This is a genomic window from Microbacterium shimangi (assembly GCF_043556445.1).
Taxonomy (GTDB): Bacteria; Actinomycetota; Actinomycetes; order Actinomycetales; family Microbacteriaceae; genus Microbacterium.
The window spans coordinates 32,983-47,728 of the sequence record NZ_JBIGII010000011.1; the positions used below are offsets into that span (position 1 = coordinate 32,983).

A 14,746-nucleotide genomic window follows, 5' to 3' on the forward strand; every position below is an offset into this window, starting at 1 on the left:
TGTCCGTGCACACGAGTGCGCTCTCGTCAAGCGCGTGTATCCGGCGCCGCCGGTCGCTAGCTTTACGGAACGCGAGTCTCACAGCAGTGGCTCCGCGCCCCCGAACGGAGCTTTCCATGCCTCTCTCTCGCCGCGCATTTCTCGTCGGGTCGGGCGCCGTCGCCCTGCCTTTCCTGCTGGCAGGTTGCGGCTTCCTGCAACCCGCGGCCCCTGCGCGACGCCAGGGCACGCTCACGTTCACGACCTGGGGCACCGATGCCGAACTCGCCGGCTTCCGCTCGACCATCGCCGCCTTCGAGGCCGCGAACGAGGGTGTCACGGTCGAACTCAACGCCGTTCCCTACGAGCAGATGTTCACGAACATCGACGCGCAGCTGCAGGCAGGAAACCCGCCCGACCTCTTCCGGGTGCCGTATTACACCTTCGGCGCGTACGCCGGTCGTGAGCAGCTGCTCGACCTCTCGCCCCATCTCTCGGCGGGGCGTCAGGAGCAGTTCACCCCGGCGGCATGGGCTGCGGTGCAGAGCGGCGACAAGCCGTTCGGCCTGCCCCACCACACCGACACCTCCGCCATCCTGGTCAACCTCGACCTCCTGCGCTCGGCCGGCATCGACAGCGTCCCGCAGACCCTCGAGGAGGCGTGGACCTGGGAGCAGCTCGCCGAAGTGGGCGAGCAGCTGAAGGCATCCCTTCCCGCCGACCGTTACCCCTGGGCCTACAACTGGCAGGGCAACGGCGTCACCCGGTGGTTGAGCCTGCTGTTCCAGGCCGACGGCGCCTTCCTCGCCGAAGACAAGATGACACCGGTCATCGATTCGGCCGCGGCGCGCGAGGCCGTCGAGTTCTCGAGCTCGTTCTTCTCCCGCGGATTCGTGCCGGCGAACAACACGATCGCCTCATCGAGCTACGCGAGCGAGTCGTGGTTCTCGCAGTCGACCGCCATGGTGTGGTCGGGTGCGTTCCAGATTCCGGATGCCGAATCCACGGCCGATTTCGAATGGGCCGCCACCTTCGCCCCGCGCAATGTGCGCGGCGGCGGCGATTTCGGCGGCAACGCCCTCGTGGCCACGGCGCAGACCGCGCAGCCCGAGCTCGCCGCGGCGTTCCTGGAGTTCGCCACCGACGCCGAGCAGATGCGACAGTTCTGCCGCGCGGCATCGCTGTTGCCCACCCGCGGCGACCTGCTGAACTCCGACCTGGAGTTCGACGTGCGCCCCGAGCTCGCGCCGATCTTCGCGGCGCAGGCCTCGACCGTGCAGGCGAAAGACGTCGCCCAGGTCGCGAGCCCCTCGATGTCGGCGATCATCCCGGTGCTGAAGGAACAGCTCGACCTGGCGTTCACCGGCGCCCAGGACGCCGCGACGACCGTCCAGAACCTGCAGACCGGGATCGGAGCCGCCACCGGTGCCTAGCGCCACCCGAGGTCGTCGCGCCGGCGCGCGGCGCGAGGCACTTGCGGCCTACGGCTTCATCGCGCCGAACTATGCGCTGCTGCTCGTCTTCGTGCTCGTCCCGCTGGTCGGGGCTTTCGTCGTCAGTCTGCAACGCACCGATGGCTTCGGCGACGGAACGTTCATCGGTCTGGAGAACTACGCCCGACTCGGATCCGATCCGTTGTTCTGGCGCGCGTTGGGCAACACCGTGCTCTTCACCCTCATCGTCACGCCGCTCTCGATGGGCCTGGGCCTGGTCGCCGCGACCCTGCTCAACACCGCGCTCCCGGCACGTCCGCTGTTCCGTTCCTTGCTGATCCTGCCGATGGCGGTGTCGGGGGTGGCGACAGCTCTCATCGGCGTTCTCGTGTTCGACCAGAACTCGGGAATCCTGAACCGTCTCCTCGAGGGGTTCGGGCTCTCGCCGGTGACCTGGCAGTCCGATGCCGCCCCCGCCTTCCTCTCCATCGTCCTGGCCACGGTCTGGTGGCGCACGGGATTCAACATGCTCATCTACCTCGCCGGGCTTCAGGGCATCGGGCCCGACCTTCACGAGGCCGCTCGTCTCGACGGCGCCAACACCCTGCAGCGGTTCCGGCATGTCACGGTGCCGCTCCTGGGCCCGACGACCTTCTTCCTCGTCGTCCTGAACGTCATCTATTCGTTCCAGGTGTTCGACATCGTGTTCGTCCTCACCGGCGGCGGACCGGGAGGTGCGACCTCGGTGCTCGTCACGTACGCGTATGAGACCGGGTTCGTCACGCGGGATCAGGGATACGCCGCGGCGATCGGAATGATCCTGTTCCTGTTCGCACTGGTCTTCGCCGGCGCACAGTGGCGCGCCAGCCGCACGAGGGACGTCGTCGAATGAGCGCTCCGCAGTCGCCCGTGCGCGCAGCATCCGTCCCCCGGCGAGCCGACCGCGTCGGCCGAGAGAGCCGTCTCAGCCTCGTCACGCGCACTCTCATCGTCGCGGTCGCGGGTCTCGCGACGATCTCGCCGCTGTACTGGATGGTCGTCGTGGCGTTCTCCAGCCGGTCCGAACTGCTCGGCGGGCGCGACCTCCGCCTCTGGCCGCGGGAGTTCACCCTCGAGAATTTCGATCGGGTGTTCACGTCGTTCCCGGTGCTGGCGTGGTTCGGCAACTCCGTGGCGATCGCGGTCGTCGTGACGATCATCTCGGTCTCGACGAGCCTCCTCGCCGGGTACGCCTTCGCTCAGCTGCGTTTTCCGGGCTCCACGGCGCTCTTCTTCGTCGCGCTCGCGACCCTCGTTCTGCCCGTGCAGGTGATCATGGTCTCTCTCTTCCGCATCATCACGGGCGCAGGGCTGTACGGAACCTACTGGGCGGTGATCCTGCCGACCGCAGCTTCGGCCTTCGGTCTCTTCCTCGCGCGGCAGTTCATGCTGGGCATCCCGAAAGAACTCCTCGAGGCCGCCCGGCTCGACGGCGCCGGTCACCTGCAGACGTTCCTGCGGATCGTGCTGCCCCTGTCGAAGCCGCTCATCGCCGTCCTCGTCTTCATGAGCCTGCTGTCGTCGTGGAACGATTTCGCCTGGCCCCTCATCGCCCTCCGCGAGAACCGGCTGTTCACCCTCCCCATCGGCCTGCTCTACCTGCAGGGTCAGGCGAACAGCGACTACGGGGCGACCATGGCGTTCGCCCTCATCAACGTCGTACCCATCGCCGTGGTGTTCCTGCTGTTCCAGCGCTACTTCATCGCCGGGTTCGCGCGCAGCGGCATCAAGTGAACGCGCCCGCGCAGGATTAGGGTCGAGGGATGCAGGCACTCGAAGTGCTCGACTGGCGTCGACGGGTTTTCGCGCTCTACGCGGAGGTGCGCGCGTCGACCGATCTCGCCGCCGCCCACGATCTCTGGCGTCGCGGTCGCGACGACCTGTTCGCGCAGCACCCGGCGACTCCGTTGCTGCCCAACGACCGCGCCGACTTCACCGGTCTGCGTGTGAAGCCCTACGACGCCGATTGGCGCTTCACCTGCCGTATCGAGCCCGCCGAACCGCAGCGCATGGATGTCGAGACCGGCACCGACGGCATAGTGCCGTTCGAGCGGATCGGACGCGTCGAGGTTCCCGGCGTCGGCGATCTCGACGTCTGGCGCCTCGCGGCGTACGGCGGCGGCATCTTCGTTCCCGTGAAAGATGCCCTCAGCCGTGCACCCGGCGGCACATACGGCGGCGGACGCTACTTGCTCGACACGATCAAAGGCGCCGACCTCGGCGGGTCGGACGACACCCTCGTGCTCGACTTCAATTTCGCCTACAACCCGTCGTGCGCGTACGACCCGATGTGGGCCTGCCCACTCGCGCCGATCGGCAACACGGTGGCGGTCGACATTCCCGTCGGCGAGCGCTACGGCAGCGCGCACTGACCCGCGTCGCCGGCGGTCAGCCCGTCACGAACGCGGCGTAGCGCGCGATCGCTCCGGCGACCTCGGCGTCGCTCGCCCCGCCCGGCACGAGGAGTTGAGGGACGGGCTCATCCCGATGTCGACCCACCGCGAGCGAGTGGGACCAGACCCCGACGACCTCGCCGCGCGAGAGGAGGATCGGGCGCACCATGCCGTTCTTCGCGGGCCCCACGACCGCGGCGATCGGCGGCGCACACGAGACCGTGCGGTCGGTGTACGAAAGGTAGAACTCCTCGAACGGCGGGAGCGCGAGAACGTCGGGAGCCGACCGGGCACGACGCGGGGCGGGCGCGGTCGAGATGTAGTGCGCCTCGCGCTGCTCACCCGACGCGACGACTCGATCGGATGCGGCGACCGCCGCTTCACGCGCGACCCCGAGCGGCAGACCGCTCCACCAGGCGAAGTCGCGGGCCGTCCCCGGGCCGTGCGAGGCGATGTAGCGCGCGAACATGTCCGCGAGCGGATCGGTCGGCGGCGCAGCATCCGTGATCCACTCCTCTGCGAGCACGATGTACTGCTCGCGACCCGGCCCGCCCTCACGCGGCACGACCGGGCCGAGCACGACGACGCCGCGCAGTGCGAGCATCTGCAGCACGTGGATGCCGCGTTGACCCTCGGGGTCGACTCCGCCGCGGGCGAGCATCGCGCTGAATTCCGCGCGGGTGAGTCGCCCGCCGCCGGTGAGGGTGGCGTGCACGAGCGTTTCGGCGCGCGCGAACGTTTCGACGTCGAGGCCGAGTTCGCGATGCCGAGCGGCCGCGAGCTGCACTTGCCTCTCGGCCGTCACCGCGAGGAGTCCCGCCAGATCGGCGGCGCGTGTGATGTGGAGCGTGCCGCGCATCGTCCACGCACGAATGAGCTCGCCGCGCGCGAAGGCGCCATCGACTTCGGTGACGGTCGGCGCGTCGCGCGTTCGAACGGCCAGGGCCCACCGCCCGCCCCAGAACTCCTGCGCCTGCACGGCGAGCATGTGCTCCGCCGCATCGACGACCGTCGACGCCGGCGCGATGAGACGATGCGACCGCAATCGTCGGTCGAGGGTCGCGCTCCGGTTCACAGCCCTATCCTGCCCGTCCCGAGCATCGCCGCCGGGCCTCGGCGGTCGCCGGGGGCGAAACGTGCTGAGATGAGCACGTGATGACGCCCTACGACTCCGACGGCTCGCGCCGGAGCTTCGTGTACCACCCCGTGTTCCAGACGATCGTGATCGTCGCCATCCTTCTCGCCGGGCCCGTGATGCTGGTGATCGGGTCGTCGATGAACGCCGCCGACGGCGAACTCGTCGCGAGCGGCACGCGCACGACGGGCACGGTGGGTGAAGTGAACGACGGGTCAGACGCCTCCACGCACAACTTCAGGGCGGACTACGTCGCCGACGATGGTTCTTCGCATTCGGTGTGGGCCGACTGGGCACCCGACGAGAAGCCCGCCCTCGGCGAAAGCGTCACCGTCATCTACGGCGCCACCGATCCGAGCGCGGCCGTCGTCGAGGGCCACGGCACGCCCGGCCGCACCGTCACGGGCCTGGGCGGGCTCCTCACGCTCATGTCCGTCGTGCTCGTCGTCGTCATGTGGTCCGGCTTCGCACGAGGTAGAGCGCGCCGGCGGCGAGAGGCGGGGTGACGCTCTCGAGTCCCGGGTCAGCCGAACGGGTTCTGGGTCAGCGTGTACTTCGTCTGCAGGTACTCGTGAATGCCCTCGGCGCCGCCCTCACGGCCGAGGCCCGACTGCTTCCACCCGCCGAATGGTGCCGCCGCGTTCGAGACCACCCCGATATTCAGCCCCATCATTCCCGTCTCGAGCCGCTCGATCATGCGCTGACCGCGCGCGAGACTCTCGGTGTAGACGTACGACACCAAGCCGTACTCGGTGTCGTTGGCCAAGCGCACCGCGTCGTCCTCGTCGTCGAACGGAACGATGGCCAGGACGGGACCGAAGATCTCCTCGCGCAGGATGTCGCTCCCCTCCGCGACGCCGCTGAGAACCGTCGGCTCGTAGAAAGTGCCCGCGCCCTCGATCGCTGACCCGCCGGTCTCGAGCGTCGCCCCCTTCGCCAGCGCGTCGCCGACCAGGGTCGAGGCTTTGTCGACCGCCCGCTGGTCGATCAGGGGTCCGATCGTGACGCCCTCTTCGGTGCCGCGTCCGATGCGGAATGCCTTCACCCGTTCGGTGACCCGTCGGGCGAACTCGTCGGCGACCGATCGGTGCACGAGAAAGCGGTTGGCCGCCGTGCAGGCCTGGCCGATGTTCCGGAACTTCGCGGCCATCGCACCGTCGACGGCTTTGTCGAGGTCGGCGTCGTCGAAGACGAGGAAGGGCGCGTTGCCGCCGAGTTCCATCGACGTCCGCAACACCCCGCCGGCCGCCTGCTCCAGCAGCCTGCGTCCCACCGGGGTGGACCCGGTGAACGAGAGCTTGCGCAGCCGCGGGTCGCGGATGATGGGCTCCGACACCTCTCCGGAGGCGGACGTCGTGAGCACGTTGACCACCCCGGCGGGCAGACCCGCCTCTTCGAGCAGCTGGACGAACAGCAACGTCGTGAGCGGTGTCAACTCCGCGGGCTTCACGACCACGGTGCATCCGGCCGCCAGCGCGGGGGCGATCTTGCGGGTCGCCATCGCGAGCGGAAAGTTCCACGGCGTGATCAGGTAGCACGGCCCGACCGGATGCTGCGAGACGATCATGCGCCCGGTGCCCTCGGGGTTCGCGCCGTAACGCCCTCCGACGCGGGGCGCTTCTTCGCTGAACCACCGCAGGAATTCGCCGCCGTAGACGACCTCGCCGCGGGCCTCGGCGAGCGGCTTGCCCATCTCGAGCGTCATCAGCAGAGCGATGTCTTCTTTGCGGGCCTGCACCAGGTCGAACGCACGACGGAGGATCTCGCCGCGCTCCCTCGCGGGCGTCGCCGCCCATGCGGGAAACGCGTCGACCGCCGCATCGAGTGCGGCCGTGCCGTCGGCCGGTGACGCGTCGGCGATCTCGCGGAGCACTGCCCCGGTCGCCGGGTCACGCACCGCGAGCGTGCGGCCTCCCTCGGCCGGACGCCACGTGCCGCCGATGAACAACCTGTCGGGCACGGACGCCAGCAGTTCGGATTCTCGGTCGCTCATGTCTTCTCCCACACGGTCGGTCCGACCATTCTCGTCCGCACGTCGGACACCCCCGATGTACGAGGCGTACAGCACAGCATCCGCCCCTGTACGAGGGGGTGACCGGATGCTGCGGCTCCCCTTCGTCGGCAGAGGCCTCCGCGCGGTCGCGGGTGTGCCACGCTGTCGGCATGAGACGTGACGTGACAAGCAAGATCGTGCTCGATGTGACCCGGCAGGCAGACCTGGTGTTCGCGATCGCGGTGTCGGGCCATTACCCGACCTACGCCGAGGAGTTCACGGCGTCGGTCGACGGTCGACGGGTCGATCCCGCCGTCGTCCACGACATCCACGGCACGCGGCTCCACCGCCTGAAGGTGGAACCCGGTCGTCTCGAGGTGCGCTACAGCGCGACCGTGCACGAGGGCGCCGTGGCCACCGCGACCGAGGCGGATCTGCTCGTCTACACGCGGCCCAGCCGCTACGCCGAATCCGATCGGCTGCTGCCGACCGCCGTCGCCGAGTTCGCGGGGATCGTCGACCCGGCCGACCTGCTCGCGTCGGTGTCGTCGTGGGTCGGCACCGAACTCGCCTACGTTCCCGGGTCGAGCCTGCCGACCGACGGGGCCGTGCGCACCCTGCTCGACCGTCGCGGTGTGTGCCGCGATTACGCCCACCTCTGCGTGGCACTCCTGCGCGCACTGAACGTGCCGGCCCGCCTCGCCGCGGTCTACGCCCCCGGCCTGCACCCGATGGATTTCCACGCCGTCGCCGAGGCCTGGATCGACGGTGCGTGGCGCATCGCCGATGCGACGACCCTGGCGCCGCGCCAGACGCTCGTGCGCATCGCGACCGGGCGCGACGCGGCCGACACCGCCTTCTTGACCATCGCCTCGGGCTTCGCCGACCTCGTCGAGGTCGAAGTCACCGCGACCGCCGAATCTCTGCCCCTCGACGACATCACCCAGCTCGTACAGCTGACCTGACCTCAGCGAGAATCGGTCCCGGGCTCAGACCGACGCGCGCTCGGCGGCCTCGACCACGTTCGTCATGAGAAGCGCCACCGTCATCGGGCCGACTCCACCCGGGTTCGGCGAGAGGTAGCCGGCGACCCCGGCGACGTCGGGGTGCACGTCGCCGTGGACGCGGTTCTTGCCCGTCTCGGGGTCGACCTCGCGCGTCACGCCGACGTCGAGCACCGCGGCGCCCGGCTTGACGTGCTCGGCGAGCACGATGTGCTTCACCCCGGCCGCCGCGACGATGACATCGGCCTGGCGCAGGTGGAAGCCGAGATCGGTCGTTCCTGTGTGGGTCAGGGTGACGGTGGCGTTGAGCTCGCGACGCGTGAGCAGCAGACCGATCGACCGGCCGATCGTGACGCCACGGCCGACGACGACGACGTGCTTTCCCTTGAGGTCGTAGCCGTTGCGCAACAGCAGCTCGATCACGCCGCGGGGCGTGCAGGGCAGCGGGGTCGTGATCGGCGCGTTCACGTTCAGCACCAGCCGGCCGAGGTTGGTCGGGTGCAGGCCGTCGGCGTCTTTGGCGGGGTCGATCCGCTCGAGGATCGCATCGGTGTCGATCTGCTTCGGGAGGGGCAACTGCACGATGTAGCCGTGGCACGTCGGATCGGCGTTGAGCGCGTCGATCGTCGCCTCGACGTCGGCCTGGGTCGCGTCCGCCGGCAGCTCGACCTGGATCGAGTTCATCCCGATCGCCTCGGACTCGCGGTGCTTCATGCCCACGTAGAGCTGGGAGGCGGGATCGGCTCCGACGAGCACCGTCGCGATGCCGGGGGTGACGCCCCGTGCACGGAGGGCGTCGACGCGCTCGCGCAACTCCGCCTTGATCTCGGCTGCTGCCGCCTTGCCGTCGAGCTTCTGCGCGGTCATGTGTTCTCCTCGGTCGTCTTTGACGGGACAGGAGCCCGGCTCCCGAATATCACTATGCCCGTAGGGATAGGTCTGCGGCAACCGGGCTCGCTCGTCGCGCGGTGTTACTGCACGAGTCCCGGGTACAGCGGGAAGCCCGCCGTCAGGGCGGCCACACGGGCACGGAGCGCCTCGACGTCGGCGCCCGGCTGCAGCGCGAGTGCGATGATGTCGGCCACCTCGGTGAACTCCGCGTCGCCGAAACCGCGCGTGGCGAGGGCGGGGGTACCGATCCGGAGACCCGACGTCACCATCGGCGGGCGCGGATCGTTCGGCACCGCGTTGCGGTTGACCGTGATGTGGATCTCGTGCAGCAGATCTTCTGCCTGCTTGCCGTCGATTGCGGCCTCACGTAAGTCGACGAGCACGAGGTGCACGTCGGTGCCTCCCGAGCGCACGGCGATGCCGGCTGCGGCGACGTCGTCACGGGTGAGGCGCTCGGCCACGATCGCGGCACCGCGGACGGTGCGCTCCTGACGCTCGCGGAAGGCCGGGGCCGCCGCGAGCTTGAACGCCGTCGCCTTGGCCGCGATCACGTGCATCAGCGGCCCACCCTGCTGGCCGGGGAAGACGGCGGTGTCGAGCTTCTTCGCGAGGTCGGCGTCGTTGGTCAGGATGAACCCCGATCGCGGGCCACCGATGGTCTTGTGCACCGTCGACGACACGACGTGGGCGTGCGGCACCGGGCTCGGGTGCACGCCCGCGGCGACGAGGCCCGCGAAGTGCGCCATGTCGACCCAGAGGAGGGCGCCGACCTCGTCGGCGATCTCGCGGAACCGGGCGAAGTCGAGCTGGCGCGGATACGCCGACCAGCCCGCGATGATCACCTTCGGCTTGTGCTCGACGGCGAGTCGGCGCACCTCGTCCATGTCGATGAGCGAGGTCTCGGGGTCGACGCCGTACGCGACGATGTTGTAGAGCCGGCCCGAGAAGTTGATCTTCATGCCGTGCGTGAGGTGGCCGCCCTGATCGAGCGCGAGGCCGAGAAGCGTGTCGCCCGGGCGAGCGATCGCGTGGAGGACCGCCGCGTTCGCCGTCGCGCCGGAGTGCGGCTGCACGTTGGCGAACTTCGATCCGAACAGGCTCTTGGCCCGCTCGATCGCGAGATCTTCGGCGACGTCGACCTCTTCGCAGCCGCCGTAGTAGCGGCGGCCGGGATAGCCCTCGGCGTACTTGTTCGTGAGCACCGACCCCTGCGACTGCAGGATGGAGACCGGTACGAAGTTCTCAGAGGCGATCATCTCGAGGTAGCCGCGCTGGCGGTCGAGCTCGCGGTCGAGAACCTGGGCGATTTCGGGATCGACCTCGGAGAGGGGGGCGTTGAAAGACGGGTCGGACACAGGCGGACTCCTCGAACGTCGGGAATGTACTGCGGCTGTCGATCGGCTCGCGGAGCGAACTGATCGAACTTCCACATCGGCCCAGGCGCGCGGTCGGTGCCACTGCTTCGAATGCAATCCGGCAGGAGGCGGGACGTTCGTCGCTCCCCGGTGGTCTTCCACCTCAACGCCAGTCGCGACAGGTCAGAGCATACCGGATGCTGTCGGCCGCACCCCGAGCGCGCGGCACCCCTTGCTAGGCTGACCCCACCTTTTGTTAGGCCTCCTTACAGACGGGCTCGCATGGACGATCTGACCGTTCACTCGGCACGACTCATCGACGATGGGCGCGTCGTCGAGAACGCCTGGGTGCGCTGGGCGGAGGGTCGCGTCTCCGAGACCGGCGTGGGCGAGTCCTGGCGGCACTCCCCCGCCGACGATGCCGTCGACGCGACGGCGATCGCGGGCCCCGGCGCCGTTCTGTCGCCGGGTTTCGTCGACATCCACGGACACGGCGGGGGCGGCTTCTCGTACGACGACGGCGTCGAAGAGATCCGCGCGGCACGGCGAGCGCACCGCGCGCACGGCACCACCAGTGCGGTCGTCTCGCTCGTCTCGGCACGGCTCGACGTCCTCGAGCGCCGGGTGGCGGTCGTCGCCGGACTCGCCGAGGTCGACCACGACGTGCTCGGCTCCCACCTCGAGGGGCCGTTCCTCTCCCTCGCGCGCAGGGGCGCTCACGACCCCGAGGCGCTTCGTCCCCCCGAACCCGGCGCCGTCGCCGCCCTGCTCGCTGCCGGCCGCGGCACCGTGCGCCAGGTCACGATCGCGCCCGAACTCCCCGACGCCCTCGCCGCGATCGAGATGATCGTCGCAGCGGGCGCGGCCGCCGCGGTCGGACACACCGAGGCGGATGCAGCCGTCGCGCGCCGCGCATTCGACGCCGGAGCGACGATCCTCACGCACGCGTTCAATGCGATGCCGGGGCTTCACCACCGCGAACCCGGCCCCATCGGCGCTGCCGTGGCCGACGCCCGGGTGACCCTCGAACTCATCGCCGACGGCACCCACGTGCACCCCGATGTGCTGCGCATCGGCCTGGCCGCCGCGACCGGACGCATCGCGCTCGTCACCGACGCGATGGCCGCCGCCGCAGCATCCGATGCCAGCTACACGCTCGGCTCGTACGAGGTCGAGGTGCGAGGCGGGGTCGCGCGTCTGGCGGGCACCGACGTACTGGCCGGATCGACCCTCACCCAAGACGCCGCCGTCCGCCGCGCGGTGGCGGCGGGGATGCCCCTCGCCGAAGCCCTGCGGGCAGCCACCGCGGTGCCGGCCGACGCGATCGGGGTCGGTCACACGGTCGGTCGTCTGAAGCCCGCACTCCGCGCCGACGCGGTGCTGCTCGACGCGGCGCTGCGCGTGCGGGCGGTGTGGGCGTCGGGTGTCCGCGCCGTCTGATCGACCCCGACAGATCGCAGGAGTCGGCTCTGCGCCGGATCGTAGACTGGGCTCATGTCCGAGACCCCGAACGTCCGCGCCGATGCGCCCCTCGAGCCGGGCATGCGGCCGCGACCCTCGGTGGCCGAGATCGGCGCGTTCCTCTGCGAGCTGTTCGCATTCGGCACGCTCGCCTTCTGGGGCTTCGCCTCGTGGCCTTTCCCCTGGAACATCGTCTACGGCATCGGCGCGCCGGTCGCCGCGATCCTGATCTGGGCGCTGTTCGTCTCGCCCCGCGCCGTGTTCGCGGTGCACCCCTTCGTTCGCGCCATCGTCGAACTGCTGGTGTACGCCGCGGCGACGGTCGCATGGTGGAGCATCGGTCAGATCTGGATCGGCCTCGTGTTCGCGATCGTCGCCGTCACGTGCGGCCTGTTCGCCGGGCGCCGGCGCTTCGCGTGAGCGGCGACGTCGTCGCGCTCCTTCGAGACGCACTCGGCGATCGCGTCGACACCTCGCCCGCCGCCCTCGACGGCGCGCGCGCCGACAAGTCAGGCCATGCCGCGCCCGCGCGCCCGCTGGCCGTCGTGCACGCGGCTTCGGTCGATGACGTGCAGGCCGTGCTGCGGATCGCCAGCGCCACGTCCACCCCGGTCGTCACGCGCGGCGCGGGTACGGGGCTCGCGGGCGGCGCGAACGCCGGTGCCGGCGAGATCGCCCTGTCGGTGCGCGGCATGACCCGCATTCTCGAGGTGCGCCCCGACGATCTTCTCGCCGTGGTCGAGCCGGGCATCCTCAACGCCGAACTGAACGACGCGCTCGCCGCCGACGGCCTGTGGTGGGCGCCCGACCCGGCCAGCCGCGCGATCTCGACGGTGGGCGGCAACATCGCGACCGGTGCGGGCGGCCTGCTGTGCGCGAAGTACGGGGTCGTGCGCGACGCGGTGCTCGGTGTCGACCTCGTTCTCGCCGACGGCCGGCTGATGAAGCTCGGGCATCGGAGCGTCAAGGGCGTCACGGGTCTCGACCTCACCTCGCTCGTCATCGGCTCGGAGGGGATCCTCGGGGTCGTCGTCGCCGCGACCCTGAAGCTCCGCCGCCTGGTCCCCGGCGAGATCGTCACCATCGCTGCGACGTTCTCCGACGTGCGAGCGGGCGCCCGAGCGTCGGCCGCCGTGACGGCGTCGGGGGTGCAGCCCGCCATCATGGAGCTGATGGATGCGACCTGCCTCGTCGCCGTCCACGCTCTGCTCGGACTCCCGGCACCGACGCCAGGGGTGGCTCAGCTCACGATCCAGACCGACGGGCCGGCGGCCGCCGCCGAGGCCGCAGCCATCGTCGACGTGCTGCGCGCGGCCGGTGGCACCGTGCGCGTCGCCGCCGATGACGAAGAGGCCGAGCGGCTTCTCACCGTCCGCCGCTCGATGCACCCCGCGATGGAGACCCTCGGCGCGACGCTCATCGAAGACGTGTCGGTTCCGCGCAGCGCACTCGCCGCCATGTTCGACGAGATCGCCAGAATCGAGCGGGAGTTCGGCATCGTGATCCCCACCGTCGCGCACGCCGGCGACGGCAACCTCCACCCCAACTTCGTCTTCACCCCCACGACAGACGCGGGTTCCGGCGACGGCGTGCCCGACCACATCTGGGCCGCGGCCGATGCGCTCTTCCGAGCGGCGCTCGACCTCGGCGGTACGCTCACCGGCGAACACGGCATCGGGGTGCTGAAGCGGCGTTGGCTCGCCGACGAACTCGGCGCCGATCAGTGGGAGCTCCAGCGCCAGGTCGCGAGAGCGTTCGATCCGGCCGGGATCCTCAACCCCGGCAAAGTCTTCGCGAGCGTCGCACCGTGACCCGCGAAGTGCACGTCAGCGCCGCCGTCGTTCTCGACCACGACGGCCGGGCGCTCCTCGTCCGCAAGCGCGGCACGAGCGTCTTCATGCAGCCCGGCGGCAAACCAGAGTCGGGCGAGACACCGGCCGACACCCTCGTCAGGGAGCTCGCCGAAGAGGTCGGGCTGCACGTCGATCCCACCGACCTCGAGCCCCTCGGGCTCTTCCGCGCGTCCGCGGCGAACGAACCCGGCTTCACCGTCGTCGCCCACGCGTTCGCCGTACCGAGCCCCGTCGCACCCGCCGACGTCGCCGCGGGTGCCGAGATCGACGAGCTGCGCTGGTTCAGCGCCGCCGAAGCATCCGTTCTTCCCCTGGCGCCGCTCAGCCTCGTGCTGCTCCCCCTCGTCTGGGGCGCGAATCCGCGCTGACGCGCTTCACAGGCCCTGCCACTCCGGCTTCTGCGCGTACGCATCGCGGTAGTAGTCGGCGAAACGCAAGCGCCCGGCTGCCTCTTCGTCGACGACGACGGTGGCGTGCGGATGCAGTTGGATCGCCGTACCCGGATGCGAAGCCGTCAGCGGACCCTCGACGGCGTTCGCCACCGCCTCGGCCTTGCTCTCACCGAATGCGAGCAGCACGAGGTGCCGGGCGCGGAGGATCGTGCCGAGCCCCTGCGTGATGCAGTGGTGCGGCACGTCGTCGATCGACGCGAAGAACCGCGCGTTGTCTTCCCGCGTCTGTCGGGTGAGGGTCTTCACGCGCGTGAGCGACGCGAACGACGAACCCGGCTCGTTGAAGCCGAGATGCCCGTCGGTACCGATGCCGAGCAGCTGCAGTTCGATACCCCCCGACGCGACGATCGCCCGCTCGTACTCCTCACCTGCCCGCTCGATGCCGTCGAGCGATCCCGACGGCACGCGCACCCTACGGGGGTCGAGCCCGAGCGGCGCGGTCACTTCGCGCGCGATCACCGACCCGTAGCTCTGCGGATGCTGCGGATCGAGTCCGACGTACTCATCGAGAGCGAACCCCCGCACCCGCGTCACATCCAGCCCTGTGAGCCGGTCTGGCAGTGCCGCGTAGACGGGGAGCGGGGTCGACCCGGTGGCGAAGCCGAGGACCACGTCGGGATCGGCCGCGACGCGGCGGGCGATCTCGCCGGCGACGAGCGCGCCGGCGTCGGCAGCGGTCGGCACGATGATCACCTCAGCCACGCGTGCGCGCCCCCTTGAAGCCGAGCGGGGCGATGCGGGTGGATCGAGGCGAGAAG

Annotated in this window: 15 protein-coding genes and 1 riboswitch; of the genes, 10 read left to right on the forward strand and 5 right to left on the reverse strand. The window is 70.1% G+C overall.

What is annotated here, in order from left to right; genetic code table 11:
• Positions 1–116: 116 nt before the first annotated feature.
• The 4 genes from ACFXQA_RS14945 to ACFXQA_RS14960 are packed head-to-tail and all read left to right on the forward strand — an operon-like array spanning position 117 to position 3,823.
• Positions 117–1,412: an ABC transporter substrate-binding protein gene (locus ACFXQA_RS14945; protein ID WP_394520681.1), complete on the forward strand. Its 1,296-nt coding sequence runs from the start codon at positions 117–119 to the stop codon at positions 1,410–1,412.
• On the forward strand, positions 1,405–2,304 hold the full coding sequence (locus tag ACFXQA_RS14950) for a carbohydrate ABC transporter permease (protein WP_394520682.1): 900 nt from the start codon (positions 1,405–1,407) through the stop codon (positions 2,302–2,304). The genes ACFXQA_RS14945 and ACFXQA_RS14950 overlap by 8 nt, the downstream gene beginning before the upstream one ends.
• Positions 2,301–3,185 carry a carbohydrate ABC transporter permease gene (locus tag ACFXQA_RS14955; protein ID WP_394520683.1) on the forward strand — a complete coding sequence of 295 codons (885 nt, stop codon included), beginning with the start codon at positions 2,301–2,303 and terminating at the stop codon, positions 3,183–3,185. Before ACFXQA_RS14950 ends, ACFXQA_RS14955 begins: the two co-directional genes overlap by 4 nt.
• A gap of 29 nt (positions 3,186–3,214) precedes the next feature.
• Entirely contained in the window at positions 3,215–3,823 is a 609-nt protein-coding gene (locus ACFXQA_RS14960) for a DUF1684 domain-containing protein (RefSeq protein ID WP_394520684.1), read from the forward strand.
• A 16-nt stretch (positions 3,824–3,839) separates the two neighbouring features.
• On the opposite strand, the gene ACFXQA_RS14965 is transcribed toward ACFXQA_RS14960, so the two are convergent.
• On the reverse strand, positions 3,840–4,919 hold the full coding sequence (locus ACFXQA_RS14965) for a winged helix DNA-binding domain-containing protein (protein WP_394520685.1): 1,080 nt from the start codon (positions 4,917–4,919) through the stop codon (positions 3,840–3,842).
• 80 nt (positions 4,920–4,999) lie between these two features.
• On the opposite strand from ACFXQA_RS14965, the gene ACFXQA_RS14970 reads away from it, so the two are divergent.
• Positions 5,000–5,485, forward strand: coding sequence for a DUF3592 domain-containing protein (locus tag ACFXQA_RS14970; RefSeq protein ID WP_394520686.1), 486 nt, complete (start codon positions 5,000–5,002; stop codon positions 5,483–5,485).
• 17 nt (positions 5,486–5,502) lie between these two features.
• On the opposite strand, the gene ACFXQA_RS14975 is transcribed toward ACFXQA_RS14970, so the two are convergent.
• The gene (locus ACFXQA_RS14975; RefSeq protein ID WP_394520687.1) at positions 5,503–6,972 is read right to left on the reverse strand and encodes an NAD-dependent succinate-semialdehyde dehydrogenase; all 1,470 of its coding nucleotides are present in this window, start codon (positions 6,970–6,972) and stop codon (positions 5,503–5,505) included.
• Positions 6,973–7,142: 170 nt separating this feature from the next.
• Between ACFXQA_RS14975 and ACFXQA_RS14980 the strand changes: the two genes are divergently transcribed.
• The gene (locus ACFXQA_RS14980) at positions 7,143–7,937 is read left to right on the forward strand and encodes a transglutaminase-like domain-containing protein (RefSeq protein WP_394520688.1); all 795 of its coding nucleotides are present in this window, start codon (positions 7,143–7,145) and stop codon (positions 7,935–7,937) included.
• A 24-nt stretch (positions 7,938–7,961) separates the two neighbouring features.
• On the opposite strand, the gene ACFXQA_RS14985 is transcribed toward ACFXQA_RS14980, so the two are convergent.
• Both ACFXQA_RS14985 and glyA read right to left on the reverse strand, forming a co-directional pair.
• Entirely contained in the window at positions 7,962–8,843 is an 882-nt protein-coding gene (locus ACFXQA_RS14985; RefSeq protein ID WP_394520689.1) for a bifunctional methylenetetrahydrofolate dehydrogenase/methenyltetrahydrofolate cyclohydrolase, read from the reverse strand.
• Positions 8,844–8,947: 104 nt separating this feature from the next.
• Positions 8,948–10,222, reverse strand: a complete 1,275-nt coding sequence (glyA, locus tag ACFXQA_RS14990; RefSeq protein WP_394520690.1) for a serine hydroxymethyltransferase — start codon at positions 10,220–10,222, stop codon at positions 8,948–8,950.
• A 72-nt stretch (positions 10,223–10,294) separates the two neighbouring features.
• Positions 10,295–10,409: riboswitch (ZMP/ZTP riboswitch) on the reverse strand.
• 95 nt (positions 10,410–10,504) lie between these two features.
• On the opposite strand from glyA, the gene nagA reads away from it, so the two are divergent.
• Genes nagA through ACFXQA_RS15010 form a run of 4 tightly spaced genes read left to right on the forward strand, consistent with a single transcriptional unit; the run spans position 10,505 to position 13,904 of the window.
• On the forward strand, positions 10,505–11,662 hold the full coding sequence (gene nagA / locus ACFXQA_RS14995; RefSeq protein WP_394520691.1) for an N-acetylglucosamine-6-phosphate deacetylase: 1,158 nt from the start codon (positions 10,505–10,507) through the stop codon (positions 11,660–11,662).
• Between the two features lie 54 nt (positions 11,663–11,716).
• Positions 11,717–12,103, forward strand: coding sequence for a YrdB family protein (locus ACFXQA_RS15000; protein WP_394520692.1), 387 nt, complete (start codon positions 11,717–11,719; stop codon positions 12,101–12,103).
• Complete coding sequence (locus tag ACFXQA_RS15005) at positions 12,100–13,494, forward strand: FAD-binding oxidoreductase (protein WP_394520693.1); 1,395 nt, start codon at positions 12,100–12,102, stop codon at positions 13,492–13,494. Before ACFXQA_RS15000 ends, ACFXQA_RS15005 begins: the two co-directional genes overlap by 4 nt.
• Complete coding sequence (locus ACFXQA_RS15010; RefSeq protein WP_394520694.1) at positions 13,491–13,904, forward strand: NUDIX hydrolase; 414 nt, start codon at positions 13,491–13,493, stop codon at positions 13,902–13,904. Before ACFXQA_RS15005 ends, ACFXQA_RS15010 begins: the two co-directional genes overlap by 4 nt.
• Before the next feature lie 6 nt (positions 13,905–13,910).
• On the opposite strand, the gene ACFXQA_RS15015 is transcribed toward ACFXQA_RS15010, so the two are convergent.
• Positions 13,911–14,690 (reverse strand): glucosamine-6-phosphate deaminase, encoded by a 780-nt coding sequence (locus ACFXQA_RS15015; protein WP_394520695.1) that lies wholly within the window; start codon positions 14,688–14,690, stop codon positions 13,911–13,913.
• Positions 14,691–14,746: the final 56 nt, after the last annotated feature.